Source organism: Massilia sp. P2_C2, assembly GCF_056404615.1.
Map to the genome: position 1 here is coordinate 35,663 of NZ_JBFUDR010000002.1, position 16,033 is coordinate 51,695.

The 16,033-nt window shown below is 67.1% G+C and carries 15 protein-coding genes; 5 read left to right on the top strand and 10 right to left on the bottom strand.

The window, feature by feature from the left end:
* Positions 1 to 2: 2 nt before the first annotated feature.
* Positions 3 to 1,490, top strand: a complete 1,488-nt coding sequence (locus AC1DYX_RS00585) for an aldehyde dehydrogenase (RefSeq protein ID WP_477255212.1) — start codon at positions 3 to 5, stop codon at positions 1,488 to 1,490.
* Between the two features lie 42 nt (positions 1,491 to 1,532).
* On the opposite strand, the gene AC1DYX_RS00590 is transcribed toward AC1DYX_RS00585, so the two are convergent.
* Together AC1DYX_RS00590 and AC1DYX_RS00595 are read right to left on the bottom strand one after the other, a co-directional pair.
* Positions 1,533 to 2,285 (bottom strand): LytR/AlgR family response regulator transcription factor, encoded by a 753-nt coding sequence (locus AC1DYX_RS00590; RefSeq protein WP_477255214.1) that lies wholly within the window; start codon positions 2,283 to 2,285, stop codon positions 1,533 to 1,535.
* Positions 2,282 to 3,361, bottom strand: a complete 1,080-nt coding sequence (locus tag AC1DYX_RS00595) for a sensor histidine kinase (RefSeq protein ID WP_477255216.1) — start codon at positions 3,359 to 3,361, stop codon at positions 2,282 to 2,284. Before AC1DYX_RS00595 ends, AC1DYX_RS00590 begins: the two co-directional genes overlap by 4 nt.
* A gap of 161 nt (positions 3,362 to 3,522) precedes the next feature.
* Between AC1DYX_RS00595 and AC1DYX_RS00600 the strand changes: the two genes are divergently transcribed.
* On the top strand, positions 3,523 to 4,869 hold the full coding sequence (locus AC1DYX_RS00600) for a glutamine synthetase family protein (protein WP_477255218.1): 1,347 nt from the start codon (positions 3,523 to 3,525) through the stop codon (positions 4,867 to 4,869).
* A gap of 10 nt (positions 4,870 to 4,879) precedes the next feature.
* Here AC1DYX_RS00600 and AC1DYX_RS00605 read toward each other — a convergent pair whose 3' ends face one another.
* Positions 4,880 to 6,493 (bottom strand): response regulator, encoded by a 1,614-nt coding sequence (locus tag AC1DYX_RS00605; protein ID WP_477255220.1) that lies wholly within the window; start codon positions 6,491 to 6,493, stop codon positions 4,880 to 4,882.
* A gap of 175 nt (positions 6,494 to 6,668) precedes the next feature.
* Here AC1DYX_RS00605 and AC1DYX_RS00610 point away from each other — a divergent pair, with 175 nt between their 5' ends.
* Positions 6,669 to 7,460 carry a DeoR/GlpR family DNA-binding transcription regulator gene (locus AC1DYX_RS00610; RefSeq protein ID WP_477255222.1) on the top strand — a complete coding sequence of 264 codons (792 nt, stop codon included), beginning with the start codon at positions 6,669 to 6,671 and terminating at the stop codon, positions 7,458 to 7,460.
* Positions 7,457 to 8,599, top strand: coding sequence for an MFS transporter (locus AC1DYX_RS00615; RefSeq protein ID WP_477255224.1), 1,143 nt, complete (start codon positions 7,457 to 7,459; stop codon positions 8,597 to 8,599). Before AC1DYX_RS00610 ends, AC1DYX_RS00615 begins: the two co-directional genes overlap by 4 nt.
* 129 nt (positions 8,600 to 8,728) lie before the next feature.
* On the opposite strand, the gene thpR is transcribed toward AC1DYX_RS00615, so the two are convergent.
* Positions 8,729 to 9,238 (bottom strand): RNA 2',3'-cyclic phosphodiesterase, encoded by a 510-nt coding sequence (thpR, locus tag AC1DYX_RS00620; RefSeq protein ID WP_477255226.1) that lies wholly within the window; start codon positions 9,236 to 9,238, stop codon positions 8,729 to 8,731.
* A gap of 3 nt (positions 9,239 to 9,241) precedes the next feature.
* Complete coding sequence (gene panB / locus AC1DYX_RS00625) at positions 9,242 to 10,078, bottom strand: 3-methyl-2-oxobutanoate hydroxymethyltransferase (RefSeq protein WP_477255228.1); 837 nt, start codon at positions 10,076 to 10,078, stop codon at positions 9,242 to 9,244.
* Between the two features lie 150 nt (positions 10,079 to 10,228).
* Here panB and AC1DYX_RS00630 point away from each other — a divergent pair, with 150 nt between their 5' ends.
* Complete coding sequence (locus AC1DYX_RS00630) at positions 10,229 to 11,464, top strand: anion transporter (protein ID WP_477255230.1); 1,236 nt, start codon at positions 10,229 to 10,231, stop codon at positions 11,462 to 11,464.
* An 88-nt stretch (positions 11,465 to 11,552) separates the two neighbouring features.
* On the opposite strand, the gene folK is transcribed toward AC1DYX_RS00630, so the two are convergent.
* Genes folK through AC1DYX_RS00655 form a run of 5 tightly spaced genes read right to left on the bottom strand, consistent with a single transcriptional unit; the run spans position 11,553 to position 15,895 of the window.
* Positions 11,553 to 12,029: a 2-amino-4-hydroxy-6-hydroxymethyldihydropteridine diphosphokinase gene (gene folK, locus AC1DYX_RS00635; RefSeq protein ID WP_477255232.1), complete on the bottom strand. Its 477-nt coding sequence runs from the start codon at positions 12,027 to 12,029 to the stop codon at positions 11,553 to 11,555.
* Complete coding sequence (pcnB, locus tag AC1DYX_RS00640; RefSeq protein WP_477255234.1) at positions 12,026 to 13,423, bottom strand: polynucleotide adenylyltransferase PcnB; 1,398 nt, start codon at positions 13,421 to 13,423, stop codon at positions 12,026 to 12,028. The genes folK and pcnB overlap by 4 nt, the downstream gene beginning before the upstream one ends.
* The gene (locus tag AC1DYX_RS00645; RefSeq protein ID WP_477255236.1) at positions 13,416 to 14,090 is read right to left on the bottom strand and encodes a histidinol-phosphatase; all 675 of its coding nucleotides are present in this window, start codon (positions 14,088 to 14,090) and stop codon (positions 13,416 to 13,418) included. The genes pcnB and AC1DYX_RS00645 overlap by 8 nt, the downstream gene beginning before the upstream one ends.
* Positions 14,087 to 14,779 (bottom strand): DnaA regulatory inactivator Hda, encoded by a 693-nt coding sequence (hda, locus tag AC1DYX_RS00650; RefSeq protein WP_477255238.1) that lies wholly within the window; start codon positions 14,777 to 14,779, stop codon positions 14,087 to 14,089. Before hda ends, AC1DYX_RS00645 begins: the two co-directional genes overlap by 4 nt.
* Before the next feature lie 33 nt (positions 14,780 to 14,812).
* The gene (locus tag AC1DYX_RS00655; RefSeq protein WP_477255240.1) at positions 14,813 to 15,895 is read right to left on the bottom strand and encodes an AI-2E family transporter; all 1,083 of its coding nucleotides are present in this window, start codon (positions 15,893 to 15,895) and stop codon (positions 14,813 to 14,815) included.
* Positions 15,896 to 16,033: the final 138 nt, after the last annotated feature.

The window sequence follows — 16,033 nt, forward strand, 5'->3', positions numbered from 1 at the left end:
TTATGCTCACTTCAGACTGGCATGAGCGTTCCAAAATGGTGCGGATCGACGGTCGCGCACTCATCGGGGGCAAGCGCGTCGACGCACGATCCGGTGTCCGTTTCGACTGCATATCCCCGATCGACGGCCGCGTGCTGGGACAAGTCGCCCGCTGCGACGCGCTTGATGCCGATGCCGCCGTGGCAAGCAGCAGAGCGGCGTTCGAGGACGGCCGCTGGGCCGGCAAGGCGCCGGCCGAGCGCAAGCGCATCCTGATCCGCTTCGCCGACCTGATGCTCGCCAACCAGGACGAGCTGGCGCTGCTGGAAACCCTCGACATGGGCAAGCCCATCCGCTACAGCAAGAGCGTGGACGTGCGCCTGGCCCAGAACTGCATCCGCTGGTACGGCGAAGCCATCGACAAGCTCTACGACCAGGTCGCACCGGCGCCACAGGACAGCCTGGCGTTGATCACGCGCGAACCGGTCGGCGTCGTCGCCGCCATCATCCCGTGGAATTACCCGATGCTGATGGCCGCGTGGAAGATCGGCCCGGCGCTGGCCAGCGGCAACAGCGTCGTGCTGAAACCGTCGGAAAAGGCGCCGCTGACGTCGCTGCGGCTGGCCGAGCTGGCGCTGGAGGCGGGCGTGCCGGAAGGCGTGTTCAACGTGTTGCCCGGCTATGGCGACGAAGCGGGCAAGGCGCTCGCGCTGCACATGGACGTCGACTGTATCGGTTTTACGGGCTCCACCCGCGTGGGCAAGCAGATTTTGCAGATGGCGGGGCAGTCGAACCTGAAGCGCGCATGGACGGAGCTGGGCGGCAAGTCGGCGAATATCGTGTGCGCCGACTGTCCCGACCTCGACGCCGCCGTGGCGGGTGCCATCGGTTCCATCTATTTCAACCAGGGAGAAAGCTGCAACGCGCCGTCGCGGCTGTTCGTCGAGGAACCGATCCGGCAAGCCTTCCTCGACAAGGCCCTCGCCCTGATCCCGCAATACRCSCCGGGCGACCCGCTCGACGAGKCSACSGTGATGGGCGCSATCGTCGATKCGAYCCAGATGAAGACRGTGCTSGGCTATATCGAGGACGGCAAGGCRGCCGGCGCGCGCCTGCTYGCGGGCGGCAACGCGGCGCGCGTGGAGACGGGTGGCCTGTACATCGAACCCACGTTGTTCGACGGCGTGGAGAGCGGCATGCGCATCGCGCGCGAGGAAATCTTCGGGCCCGTGCTGTCGGTGCTGTCGTTCACGGACCTCGACGACGCCATCCGCCAGGCCAATGCGACACCGTACGGCCTCGCGGCGGCCGTGTGGACGTCGGACATGAGCAAGGCCATCCGCACGTCACGCCGGCTGCGGGCCGGCACCGTGCACGTGAACCAGTATGACAACGACGACATCACGGTGCCGTTCGGCGGTTATAAACAGTCGGGCAACGGCCGGGATAAATCGCTGCACGCGTTCGACAAGTACACGGAACTGAAGACGACCTGGATCCAGGTGGGCTGAACGGTCTGCCGTCCCGGGCGCCGTCCGCCGGGGCGCCGTCCGTCAGATCGCCATCTCGCGCAGTATCTTGGACGCCTCCCGGCTGGCCGTCAGCACGGCGCCGTCGCGCATCGTGATCTCCAGCTGCGACTGGTCGTCCGCGCGCATGGAATCCACGAAATCGAGGTTCACGAGCGCCGAGCGGTGGATGCGGATGAAGCGGCCAGGATCGAGCTGCGCTTCCAGTTCCGAGATCCCGATGCGCACGAGGAAAATCTGGCCACGCGCGGAGATCGCGGTGTACTTGGCGTCCGCCTTCAGGTAAGCGATCTCGTTCACGGACAACGGAAAAATGCGCCCGCGGTCGCGCACGAGGATGCGCTCGATGCGGCTCGGTACGCGCTCGACGGCCAGCGACAGGGCGCCGCCGATGACGTCGCGCGCCGGTACGCTGACGCCGGGCGATTCGAGCAGGCGCACGACGGCCGCGTCGAACCGGGCCCGCGTAAAAGGCTTCAGCAGGTAGTCGACGGCATTCAGTTCGAACGCCGTCACGGCATACTGGTCGTACGCGGTCGTGAACACGATGTCGGGCACGACGGCCAGGCGGCGCAGCACTTCCAGGCCCGTCATCTCGGGCATCTGGATATCCATGAAGACGATGTCGGGGCGGATGCGGTCGATCTGCGCGAGCGCGCTGGCGCCGTCGGCCGCTTCGCCCACGAGGCGCAGGCCATCGTGGGCATAGATGAAATCGCGCAGGACGTCGCGCGCGAGCGGCTCGTCCTCGGCGATGAACACGGTGCGGGCATTCATACAAAATCCTTGTCGTTGGCGGCGAGCGGGATGGCCATCGTGACCACGAAACCGGCGCCGGGCGCCGTGTCGATGGCGAGAGCATCCATCGTGCCGTATTCGAGCTGCAGGCGGCGCTCGACGGTGCGCAGGCCCAGGCCGTTCGACGCGCGCACGCGGCCGATGTCGGCGCCGGGGCCGTCGTCGCCGACGGACAGCACGAGCGTCCCGCGGCGCTGGTCGACGCGCGTGCGGATCAGCAGACGGCCTGGCCGGCTGTGCGGGTTGAAAGCGTGCTTGATGCTGTTCTCGACGAGCGGCTGCAGCGACAGCGCGGGCAATACATGGCCGCCGGCATTGACGTCCAGTTCCCAGTCGACCTTCAGCCGGGAACCCAGACGCAGGCTTTCCAGCTCCAGGTAGTCGCGCACGAAACGCAGTTCGTCATCCAGCGTGACGCGGTCGTTGCCCGTCTTTTCCGTGTCCAGCACGTAGCGCAGCATGTCGGAGAATTGAAAGAGCGCCGTCTCGGCCGCGTTGGGATCCTTGCGGGTGAGGGCGATGATCGAGTGCAGCGTATTGAACAGGAAGTGAGGATTGAGCTTGCTGCGCAGCGCGTTCAGTTCCGTCGCGACGAGCAGCGCGTGGGCCTGCTGCACGGCCGCTTCCTGGCGGCGCCGCGCCGCGTTGGCGCGCACCATGTGGAAGGCGGTGGCGATGACGCCATACTCCATCATCGAATACAGCACGGGCCACACATACATCGACGGTGGCTGCGTGGTGCCGTAGATCAGCGCCGGCAGCGCGTACGACAGGATGGCGAAGGTGGGCGCACCCACGACGTGGATCAGGCAGCGCATCGTGAACGACGCGTTGCGCCGTTCCATCCAGCCGCTGAGCGGCCAGTGCAGGGCCAGCACGAGGGCCTGAGGCACGTTCCACAGCAGGGGCATCATGCCGTGCCAGTCGAAGCCGTGCGGGCCATTCGTGTTGGCCAGCCGTAGCATGATGACGAGCAACAGCATGTAGGCGAGCCAGCCGCAGGCGTAATTACGCCACATGCGGGTCGTCATCGTCGTGGTCGTCAGCTGTTCCATTCAGAAAGTATGACGCAGGACGGCGTCCGGTGCGATGGCGATGACGCGAAGTGCGGTAACGGGGCAACGAATTGCGGATCGGAGGAGGGGACACCGACCCGCGCGCGGCGCAAACATCGTGGGTGCTATATTGAATCGCATCGAATCAAGTGAGGAGTGTGATGGATTCCGAAGCGCATAATCCGATGCGCGATTTCCTGCGCGAACACAACATCCACGAAGTCGAGTGCGTCATCGCCGACATGACGGGCATTGCCCGCGGCAAGATTCTTCCGAAAGACCTGTTCCTGGCCGGCGAGCACATGCGGCTGCCCAAGAGTGTCCTGCTGAACACAGTCCACGGCGAACAACCGAACAACACCCCGTATGTCGGCTCGACCGATCCCGACATGATCTGCGTGCCCGACCCGGCCACGATCCGCGTCGTGCCGTGGGCCACGGAACGCGTGGCCCTCGTGATCCACGACTGCACGAATTTCGACGGCACCCCGGTTGACCTGGCCCCGCGCGCCGTGCTGCGCCGCGTGCTCGCCATGTATGCCCAGCGTGGCTGGATGCCCGTCGTGGCGCCGGAGATGGAGTTTTATCTCGTCGCGCGCACGACGAATCCGCATGAACCGCTGAGTCCGCCGACGGGCCGCAGCGGCTTCACGGAGCAGGGCCGGCAATCGTATTCGATCGATGCCGTCAATGACTTCGATCCGTTCTTCCTGGAACTGTCGGCGTTCTGCAAGCAGCACGACCTGGGCGTCGAAACGCTGATCCACGAAGCCGGCGCCGGCCAGATGGAAATCAATTTTACGCACGGCGATGCGCTGGAACTGGCCGACCGCGTGTTCCTGTTCAAGCGCGCAGTGCGCGAAACGGCGCTGCGCCATGGCATTTTTGCCACGTTCATGGCCAAGCCGATGGAGACGGAACCGGGCAGCGCGATGCACGTGCACCAGAGCATCGTCGATGCGGACGGGCGCAATATCTTTTCCAACGAAGACGGTTCGGAAAGCGCGCTGTTCCGGCATTTCATCGGCGGCCTGGAGAAATATGTGCCGCCCGGGATGCTGTTGTTCGCCCCGCACGTGAATTCCTACCGGCGCCTGTCGCGCTTCCAGTCGGCGCCGATGAACGTGCACTGGGGCTATGACAACCGCACGTGCGGCATCCGCATCCCGAACTCCAGCCCGTCCAGCCGCCGCGTGGAAAACCGCGTGCCGGGCGTGGACGTGAATCCCTACCTGGCGATGGCGGCCACCCTGGCCTGCGGTTACCTCGGCATGGTCGAGGGATTGGAACCGTCCGCGCCGACGCCGGAAAGTGCCGAGCACATCCACGGCGACCTGGCGCGCAACCTCGAGGATGCGATCTTGCAGCTGCGCGGGTGTCCGGCGCTGGCCGACATGCTGGGGCCGTTGTTCGTGCAGGCGTTCTGCGAAGTGAAGGAACTCGAGTTCGCCACGTTTTCGCGCGTGATCAGTTCGTGGGAGCGGGAGCACCTGATGCTCCTCGTGTGATCAGGCACCATCAGGCGCAAGGCAGGGTGATGGTCAACCGCGTATGCCCGTCACCCGTCTCCATGGCGGCGTCGCCGCCCTGGACCTCGGCCATCAGGCGGATCGAATACGTGCCGAGCCCAAGGCCGCCCGTCTTGCCGGCCGTCGCGTATTTGTCGAAGAAGCGCCCGCGCATGGTCAGCGGCACCTCGCCCTCGTTGTCGATCACGACATGCAGGCATGCCGGGCCCGACGCGACGTCGACCTTGATCGTGCCGCCCGGCGGCGCGGCCTCGGCCGCGTTCTTGAAGGCGTTCGAGAACATCGAATAGCACAGCAGCGATTCGCCCATGCACACGATATCGCTCGGGGCCGCGAAGTGGATCGCGATGCGGCGGTCCGTGAACGCCAGCTCGGTCTGCTGGGCCACGCGTCCCAGCAGGGCGTGGATGTCGAACGGCTGCAGCGCGGGCTGGTACTCGCCCTTTTCCATCCTGTGGATGTCGAGCGTGCGGTTGATCATGTCGAGCGCGTGGTTGGCCGCCATCTCGATCATGTGCGCATGCTCGCGCTGCGGTTCCGCGAGCTCGCCGGCCAGCAGTGCCTGGCTCGCGTGCAGGGTGACGGCGATCGGGCTCTTGAGGTCGTGGCGCGTCATGCGCTCGACGTCTTCGCGCAGGTGCGCGTTCTCGACCAGCAGCGCGTTCTGCCGCTTCAGATCGCCCATCGCCGTGGACAGCGCCAGGTGCGTGGCGATGCGCGCCTTGAGGATCGTCGGATCGGCCGGCTTGGACACATAGTCGACCGCGCCCAGGCGCAGCCCGCCCACGATATCGTCGACGGCGTCCCTGGCGGACAGGAAGATGATCGGGACGTGCGCCGTCTTCGGATCGGCCTTTAACTGGCGGCAGGTCTCGAAGCCGTCCATGCCGGGCATCATGATGTCGAGCAGGATCAGATCGATGGGGAAGGCGGCGGCGATGTCCAGTGCCTTGCGGCCGCTGATCGCCACCTTGATCGCGTACTCGTCCTTCAGCGCGCCGACCAGCACTTCGATATTGGTCGGCACGTCGTCCACGATCAATACCGTGCTACTCCGGATGCGCTCGGCCAGCGGCGCCTGCAGGCCGATGACGTCGGCCTGGACGGGCGTGGGCCTGAGCACCGGCGCGGGCGCCGGATCGGGTTTCGGGGCGGCCGTCGCCACGGCGGGCGTCGCTACGCCGGCCGTCGCCACGGCGGGCGTCGCTACGCCCGAATCCTCCTGCACCGTGCCGATCATCCCCATGAACTTGCTGGCGAAGCTGTGCACGGTGAACGGCTTGATCATATAGGCGTTGACGCCGGCCTGCAGCGCGCTGCGCACGGATGCCGGGTTGGCCTCGGCCGTCAGCATCATGAACGGCGTCTGCGCATGGCGCGCATCCTGCCGCATCCAGCGCAAGAGGTCCAGCCCGCTCATCACGGGCATGCTCCAGTCGCCGATCACGATGTCGATCGTCTGCTTGCGCATGAGCTCCTGCGCCGCCTTGCCGTTGTCGGCCTGGAATACGTTGGAAAAGCCGAGTTCCGTCAGCACCTGGCGTACGGCCGTGCGGATCAGGAGGTAGTCGTCGACGATCAGGATGGCGGCGGACTTGTGCATATTTTTCCGGCAATGAATTTCGGGGAGTGTAGCAACGATCGAACCGCTGTCCAACCATCAGGCTGCCCGGCGGGGCCGAAATGCGCACTGATTGCACGAATTTGCACGTTTGTTCTTGTCGTTGCGTGTTTATGCGTAAACGTGTAGAGTGCCATGCATAGATCAGGGAGAACATATGCAGTTAGCGGAAGAGCGGCGGCAACACATCGTCGACATGGTCGAGCAGCAGGGCAAGGTGCTGGCGGCCGAACTGGCACAACGGTTCAACACATCGGAGGACACGATCCGGCGCGACCTGCGCGACCTGGACGCGGCCGGCCTGCTGCGCCGCGTGCATGGCGGTGCGATGCGACGCACGCGGGCGGAGCCCAGCTTTGGCCAGCGCGCCGACGCCAACGAAGCGCGCAAGGCCATGCTGGCGCGCGCGCTGGCGGACAGCGTGCAGCCGGGCGACACGGTGCTCGTCGACGCCGGCACGACGAACCTCGCGTTCGTGCGCCTGCTGGAAGACGGCCAGGCGGCCGCCATCATCACCAACAGCCCGCAGATCGCGCTGGGCCTGGGCCATTTGCGGGCCACGCGCGTCGTGCTGCTGGGCGGGATCTATTCCGCCCACGCCGGCGCCGTGCTGGGCGCGCAGACGGTGGCGGAGATCCAGCGCCTGCGCGTCAACCTGGCCGTCGTCGGCGCATGCAGCGTCGAGGCCGACCGCGGCCTGGGCGCCAGCGACGCCGAGGAAGCCGTCGTCAAGCAGACCATGCTGGCCGCGGGCAGCCGGCGCGTCGTCGCCGCGCTGAACGGGCGCCTGGAAGCGCCGGCACCGTTCCTGATCGCGCCGCTGGGCGAAATCGATCGCCTCGTGCTGGAAGCGGATGCGGCGCCGGACGTGCTGGCGCGCCTGCGCCAGGGCGAGCGCGCGCCCGAGATCGTGCTGGCCGCCCCCGTGGCGGGAAGGGGGCGCGCATGAGACGCGCACCCGTGGTACCGGGCCTGAGCGCCGCGCGCTGGGCCGTGTCCACGATCTTCCTGCTCAACGGCGCCGGCATCGGCGTGTGGGCTGCGCACGTKCCGCTGGTGCAGGCGCGAGCCGGCATCGACACGGGCATGCTCGGCTTCCTGCTGCTCACCATCGCGGGCGGCGCGGTGTCGGCGATGCCGCTGTCCGGCTGGTTGTCCGGACGCTGGGGCACGCGCGCCGTCGTCATCGTCAGCGGCCTGCTGTTCGCGCTCACGAGTGCGCTCCTGATGAACGTGGCCGGCATCGTGCCGCTGTTCCTCGCGGCCTATGTGTTCGGCGCCAGCAATGGCGTGCTGGACGTCGCGATGAACGCCAACGCGAGCGAGGTCGAGGCGGCGCGCGGCATCCCGACGATGTCGTCGTTCCACGGCTTCTTCAGCCTCGGTGGCCTGATCGGCGCGGCGCTGGGCGGCCTGCTGATCGGGGCCGGCCTGGGCGATGGCCGCGGCGCGCTGATGGTGAGCGCCGTCATCGCCACGGTCGTCGCGCTGTGCGCCCGGCGGCTGCTCGCGGTGCCGCCCGCGCCGCATGCAACTCACTTCGCGTTGCCGCGCGGGCCGGCACTATTTCTTGGCCTGCTCGCGCTGCTGTGCTTCGCCATCGAGGGCGCGCTGGTCGACTGGAGCGCGCTGCTGCTGACGGAGCGCACGCAGGTGGATGCGGCGACGGCGGCCCTGGGCTATTCCGCGTTCTCGGTGACGATGGCCGCGTGCCGCTTCGCGGGCGACCGCCTCGTGCTGCGCTTCGGGCCGCTGCGCGTGATGACCGTGGGTGGCCTCGGCATGTTCGCCGGACTGCTGCTGGCCGTCACCAGCACGGAGTTCGTCCTGTCGGCACTGGGCTTCGCGCTGATCGGCCTGTCCGCCGCGAACGTCGTGCCGCTGATCTTCGCGGCGGCCGCGCGCATTCCGGGCATGTCGGCCGGTGGTGGTCTTGCGACTGTCGCCACGCTTGGCTACGCGGGCTTGCTGATGGCGCCGCCGGTGATCGGGGCGATTGCGGCGCATACGAATATCGCGGTGGCGTTAGGGCTGTTGGCACTGTCGGGGATCGTGATCGCCGCCAATTCCAGGCGCGTCATGACGTAGGGTGGGCACGCCTGTGCCCACGCGTAACGCCAACGAACCGCATACGTCAACGAACCGCATACGTCAACGAACCGCATACGTCACGCGTGGGCACGTTTCATTTGGGGCCCCCGGCCCCAAATGCCCACCCTACGCACATGTTCTCAGTACCGTATATGCACCGTGGCGCGATTCGACGAGGGCGTAATGCGTGATCGCCCAATCGATCGCCGGCCCGGACGCCGGCACGCCCGCGCCGCTCGCCCGCCGCGCCATGGTCACGTGCGGCCGGTAAGTGCGCGCTTCCGGCGTCAGGCCCAGCGCCAGCAAGGCGTCGGACAGGCGCGCGTGCAGGTCCAGCAACCCCTGCGGCTCGCCGTGCGGTTCCAGCACGGCGATCCCGTTGTGCCACAACGCGGCGCGGCCAAGCTGCAGGTCGAACGGCGCGAAGGGCACCTGCAAACCATCCAGCAGTTCGGGCAGCCGCGAACCCGGCAGGTTGCCGAGAAAGTGCAAGGTCACGTGCAGTTTATCGGTGTGGACGGGCGCCGCGCCGCGTGGCCACGTCCACGCGTCGCGCCATGTGCGCAACTGGTCGCGCACGGCGTCGTCCGGCCACAGGGCCAGGAACAAACGGGTGGTGTCCCCTTGCGCGTCCATGGTTCAGAAGCAGTGTTCCGCCGCCGGGAAGCTGCCGTCCTTCACGGCCGCCACGTAGGCGCTCACGGCGCCGGCGATGCTCGTCTGGCCTTCCATGAAATTCTTCACGAAGCGCGCCTTGCGGCCCGGGAAGACGCCCAGCAGGTCGTGCATCACGAGCACCTGGCCCGAGCAGTCGGGGCCCGCGCCGATGCCGATGGTCGGCACGTGCAGTATGCCCGTCACTTCCTTGCCCAGCGCCGCCGGCACCGCTTCCAGCAGCACCATCGCCGCGCCGGCGTCCTGTAGCGCCTGGGCGTCGCGCTTGAGCTGTTCGGCGCCCTCGTCGGTCTTGCCCTGCACCCGGTAGCCGCCCAGCTGGTGGACGAATTGCGGCGTGAGACCGATGTGGGCGCAGACGGGGATGCCGCGCTCGGTCAGGAAGCGGACGGTCTCCGCGAGCCAGGCGCCGCCCTCGATCTTGATCATCTGGGCGCCCGCGCGCATCAGCGCGGCGCAGCTGTCGTAGGCCTGCTGCAGGGTGCCGTAGCTGCCGAACGGCAGGTCGGCCAGCACGAACGCATGCGTGCGGCCGCGCACGACGGACGCCGTGTGGTAGGCGACGTCGGCCACCGTCACGGGTAGCGTCGAGTCGTAGCCGGCGCACACCATGCCCAGCGAGTCGCCGATCAGCAGGATGTCGACGCCGCAGCGGTCCATCAGCGCCGCGAAGCTGGCGTCGTAGCAGGTGAGCATGGCGATCTTTTCGCCGGACGTGCGCATCGCCAGCAGCGCAGGCAGCGTCACGGCCTTGCGTGCCGGTGCGTCGTTCGTCGAGGTTCCRCCCAAATAAGCGCTCATAGTATTCCTTTGCAAATCAATTATGCCGGAGGATCGCCCCGGCGTCGCTACGCGCCTCGGGCAAGCTTGCGGTCACAGGCGTGCCCGGTACGGTTTGTTAAGATGCGCGATCTTACCTGAAAACGCCACCGCAGATTTCGTCACCCCCCAATGGCCACGACCATCCTCATCATCTTCCTCATCGTCTATCTCGGCATGATCCTCGGCGGGTTGCCGTTCCTGCGGCTCGACCGGACCGGCGTAGCGCTGCTCGGGGCCATTGCGCTCATCAGCATCAACGCGCTGAGCCTGGAACAGGCGGTGGCCTCGATCCACCTGCCGACGATGGCCCTGCTGTTCGCCTTCATGGTCGTCTCGGCGCAGATGCGCCTGGGAGGATTCTACGACTGGGTCACGCAAAAGCTGGCCGGATTGGCGCTGAGTCCCGCCAGCCTGCTGGGCGTACTCATTGGCGTCTCCGCGGCGCTGTCGGCCGTGTTCAGCAATGACATCGTCTGCCTGGCCATGGCGCCGCTGCTCGTCGACGCCTGCCGGAGGCGCTCGCTCGCACCGGTCCCGTTCCTGCTGGCGCTCGCGTGCGCATCCAACATCGGTTCCGCCGCGACGCTGATCGGCAATCCGCAGAACATGCTGATCGGCCAGACGATGCGGCTGTCGTTCGACGGTTACTTCCTCGATGCCATCATCCCGGTCGCGCTGGGGCTCGCCGCCTGCTGGGTGCTGATCGTCCGCCAGACCCGGGGACGCTGGCAGGAGGCGGACGAGGCAGCCGGCACGGCCGGCGTCTCCGAGCTGCAGGCCGGGAGCATGCCCTTCGACGCCTGGCAGACGACCAAGGGACTGCTGGTTGCGGGCGCGCTGTTGGTGGCGTTCCTTGCCGCGCCGTGGCCCAGGGAGCACATGGCGCTGATCGGCGCGGGCATCCTGTTGATGAGCCGCCAGCTGCGGTCGCGCAACATGCTGGGGCTGGTGGACTGGGAATTGCTGGTGTTGTTCATGAGCCTGTTCGTCGTGAACGCCGCCTTCCAGCGCACCGGGTTCACGGAACACGCGATCGCCTGGCTCGCCTCGCTCGGCGTGCGGCTGGACCAGCCGGGGGCGCTGTTTGGCGCCACGTTCGTGCTGTCCAACCTCGTCTCCAACGTGCCGGCCGTGATGCTGCTGATGCCCGTCGTGCATCACCCGCTGGGCGGCGTGATGCTGGCGCTGGTCAGCACGCTGGCGGGCAATCTGCTGATCGTCGGGAGCATCGCGAACATCATCGTCGTCGATGCGGCGGGGCGGCGCGGCATCGTCATCGACTGGCGGCGCCACGCGCGCGTGGGCGTGCCGGTTACGCTGATGACGCTGGCGGTCTCCGGCGTGTACCTGGCGCTGCGGTTTTAGAGAGCCTATCGCGGTAGGGTGGGCACCCCTGTGCCCACGCGGACGTATGCGTCATGCATAAGTTACGCGTGGGCACGGGGTGCCCACCCTACGCGAGGACGGCGACGCCCTGGTCCGCGAGGCCCGCCAGCAGCGGCGCGACCGGACCGCGGCCGGGGATGACGAGATCGGGCGCCACTTCGGCCAGCGGCGCGAGCACGAACGCGCGCTCGTGCATGCGCGGGTGCGGCACGATCAGGGTCGGCGCGTCATCGATGACCTGGTCGCCGTAGAGCAGCAGGTCGAGGTCGAGCGTGCGTGGGGCGTTGCGGTACGGGCGCTCGCGGCCGTGCGCCTGCTCGATGGCGAACAGGGCCTGCAGCAGGGCGTGCGCATCGAGGTCCGTGTCGAGTGCAGCGACGGCGTTGACGTAGTCGTCGCCGGAAGAATCGATGGGGGCCGTGCGGTACAGCGACGACGTCTGCACGAGCCGCGCGCCCGGCAGGCGCGCCAGGCGGTCGATGGCGTCCAGGACGTTCGCGCGCGCGTCACCCAGGTTGGCGCCGATGCCGACCCAGGCGATCATTCGCCGCCTGCGGCCTGTGCGCCCGAATTGGCTCCGGTCGCTGCGTCCACCGGTGCGCCAGCTTCGCCCTCGGCGCGGCGCGGGCCGCGGCGGCGCGGGCGCTTCTTCTGGCCGCCCGGCTGGGTGTCTTTCGCCGTGTTGATCAGGCGCTCGCGCTCGGCGATGTCGCCGGCGTAGAACGTCGCCCACCAGTTGCCGATTTCCGCATCGAGCTCGCCCGATTCGCAGCGCAGCAGCAGGAAGTCGAAGCCGGCGCGGAAGCGCGGATGTTCGAGGAGCTTGTACGGCGACTTGCCGTTGCGGCGCTCGAAGCGCGGCTGCATGGCCCAGATGTCGCGCATGTCGGTGGCGATGCGGCGCTGCAGGGCCAGGTTGTCCGTCTGGTTGTCGAGCACGTCGTCCGCGGCCAGGTGCAGCGCGGGGATCGGCGCTTCGCCGGCGGCGCGGTAGGCATTCCACTTTTCCAGCACCTGGTGCCACAGCAGCGACGCGAACAGGAAGCCCGGCGACACGCCCTTGCCGGCTTTTACGCGGGTGTCGGTCGATTCCAGCGCCAGGGTGACGAACTTCATGCCGATCGGCTGTTCCAGCACGACGTCCAGCAGCGGCAGCAGGCCGTGGTGCAGGCCCGACGAGCGCAGCTCCTTCAGGCAGGCCAGCGCGTGGCCGCTCATCAGGAGCTTCAGCATCTCGTCGAACACGCGCGCGGCCGGCACGTTGTTGATCAGGGGGGCCATCACGGGGATCGGTGCGCGGGTCGCGGGTTCGATCGTGAATTGCAGCTTGGCCGCGAAGCGCACGACGCGCAGCATGCGGACCGGATCCTCGCGGTAGCGCGCCTCCGGCTGGCCGATGATGCGCAGGACCTTGGCGCGGATGTCCTCGATGCCGCCGTGGTAATCGAGCACCGACTGCGTGGCCGGGTCGTAGTACATGGCGTTGATGGTGAAGTCGCGCCGCTCGGCGTCTTCGTGCTGCGGACCGAAGTCATTGTCGCGCAGGACGCGGCCATGCTCGTCCTTGGGCGCGTTGTCGCTGCCCTTGCCGCGGAAGGTGGTCACCTCGAGCAGATCCTGGCCGAACATCACGTGCACGATCTGGAAGCGGCGGCCGATGATGAAGGCGCGGCGGAACAGCTTTTTCACTTCCTCCGGCGTAGCGTCCGTGGCGATGTCGAAGTCCTTCGGCTTCACGCCCAGCAGCAGGTCGCGCACGGCGCCGCCGACGACGAAGGCCTTGAAGCCGGCTTCCTGCAAGGTCTGCGTGACGCGCACCGCGTTGTTCGACACGAGCTTCGGGTCGATGCCATGCTGGTCCTGCCCGAGGATGACGGGTTCGGTCGGGTCGCGCTCGTCTTTCACGCCCAGGATTTTGCGAATGAATTTTTTAATCATTGAACAGGTGCAGTGTAGTCCAGCCGAGGGCGGTGGCGTGTTGGCTCAGTTTCTCGCTCGGATTGGTCGCCACCGGGTGCGAGACGACCGACAGCAGCGGGATGTCATTGTGCGAATCGCTGTAGAACCAGCTGCGGGTGAAACTGTCGAACGGGCGGCCCAGACCGTCCAGCCAGGCGTGCATGTGCGTGACCTTGCCGTGGCCCTGCGTGGGCGTGCCGGCCAGCTTGCCGGTCGGGTGGCCATGCTCGTCCAGTTCGGGGCGCGCGGCGATCAGGTGCTCCACGCCCAGTTCGCGCGCGATCGGCGCCGTGATGAAGGCATTGGTGGCCGTGATGATCGCGACGAGGTCGCCGGCGTCCAGGTGGCGGCGCAGCAGGTCGACGGCCTTCGGACGGATGTTCGGGCGGATCACGTCGCGCATGTATTGCGCCTGCAGGTCCTTCAGGTGGGCCGGATCGAACGCGGCCAGCGTGCCGAGCGCGAATTCGAGGTACTCGACCGGGTCGAGCGTGCCGGCGTTGTACTGCGCGAAGAAGGCGTCGTTGCGGCGCTGGTGTTCGGCTGCGTCGACGACTTTCTCACGGACGAGGAACTGGCCCCATTCGTAGTCGGAATCGATAGGCAGGAGGGTGTGGTCGAGGTCAAACAGCGCGAGGTCGTTCATTCTTTCGGTTCGGAGTGTGGGCTGCCGGGGTTTCCCTGTAGCAATAGATCGCGCAGCAGCGGCAGCGTGACCGGACGCTGGGTCTCGAGCGAATATTGGTCGAGCGCATCCAGCATGGTCGACAGGGAGCGCATGTCGCGCTTGAAATGGGCCAGCAGATAGGGTAACACGCTGGCCGACAGCGTCAAACCGCGTGCCTCGGCGGCTTGCGTCAGGGCGGCGATCTTCTGGTCGTCGGACAGGCCGTGGATCTGGTACACGAGACCCCAGCCCATGCGGGTACGCAGGTCTTCGCGCACGGGCAGCACGGCCGGCGGCACCGGGCCCGTGCATACCATGTAGGCGCCGTGCTCGCGCACCTGATTGAACAGGGCGAAGGCGTCGATCTGGCGCTCGGGCGAGAGCTGGTCGACGTCGTCGACGAGGTACAGGCTGACGGCAGGCAGAAATACGAAGGCGTCCGCGCCGGCATCGGCTGCAATATAGCGCGCGCCGTCGGTGGCGGCGAGGCCGTGCAGCAGGTGCGTCTTGCCGGCGCCCGTTTCTCCCCACAGGTAGCAGAAATGCTCGCGCGACGCGCGCTGGGCGAACTGGTGCATCAAATGCGCCATTTCGGCATTTTCCCCTATCTGGAAGGTGTCGAGGCTTTGCGCCGGCTCGGCGCCCAAATCGAGCACCAGCTGTTTCATGGCTCGGTTCTCATCATGTCGTGTGCGGTTGAATCAGGCATTATAAAAGCTGCTGCGCAGATAGTGGCGTTTCAGGTGACGAAACGCCACCATCAGCACCGCCGACGCGGGCAGCGCCAGCAGCACACCGACGAAACCGAACAACTGGCCGAAGGCGAGCAGGGCGAAGATCACCGCCAGCGGATTCAGCCCGATGCGCTCGCCCACGAGGCGCGGCGTGAGGAAAAAGCCCTCGATGACCTGGCCGGCGCCATAGATCACGGCCACGGCGATCACGCCGCTCCAGTCGGGGAATTGCAGGACGGCGGCCGTCAGCGCCAGTGCCAGGCCCAGGCCATAGCCCAGGTAGGGGATGAAGACGAGCAGCCCCGTCAGGATCCCGACCGGCAGCGCCACCTCGAAACCGGCCAGCGCCAGTGCCGCCGAGTAGTACAGCGCCAGCACGAGCATCACGAGCAACTGGCCGCGCAGGTACTGGGCCAGCAGCGCGTTGACTTCACGGGCCATGTCCACCGTCTGGCGCACCCAGCGGCGCGGCACGGCGTTTTCCAGCTGCAGCAGCAGGCGATGCCAGTCCAGCAACAGGTAAAACAGCACGACGGGAATCAGGATCGCGGTCGCCAGCCAGCCGAGCAGGGCGCTGCCGCCCACGCGGGCCGAGGCGAGCACCGTCGCCCAGATCTCGTCGCCCGACGTCGTGATCTGCTGCGTGAGGATGCGGCGCAGGCCGCCGCCGTCGAGTTTCACGTGGATGCCCATCTGCGCCAGGCGCGGCGACAGGGTGGCGTCGATGCGGGCCAGCGCGTCCGGGATCTGGGCCTGCAGCAGCGGCAGTTCCGTACGCAGCACGGGCACGACGATCAGCACGAGCGCCCCGACGGCCCCCAGGAACAGTAGCATCACGACCACGACCGCGAGCGAGCGGGGCAGGTGGAACTTGCCCAGGCGCGCGCGCTCCAGGTAGTCGACGGCGCCGTTCAGCGCATAGGCCAGGATGCCGGCGGCGATGAAGGGGGTGAGAATGGGGCCGAGGATGTACAACAATAGAGCGCAAGCCAGCCAGAGTGCCAACCAAAACGTCGATTGTTTCTGCTCCGGACTGAGGGAAAATGGCATTGTGGTGTTGTTCTGAGCGTTAAAACGGTGCCAAGGCAGGCCGTTTTGATAAAATAGTGGATTGACCGACTGGCCACGGCCTGTGCGTGCCGCACGATGCCCAGTTGTCAACCGTCTACTATTTTACCGCCTCCGCTG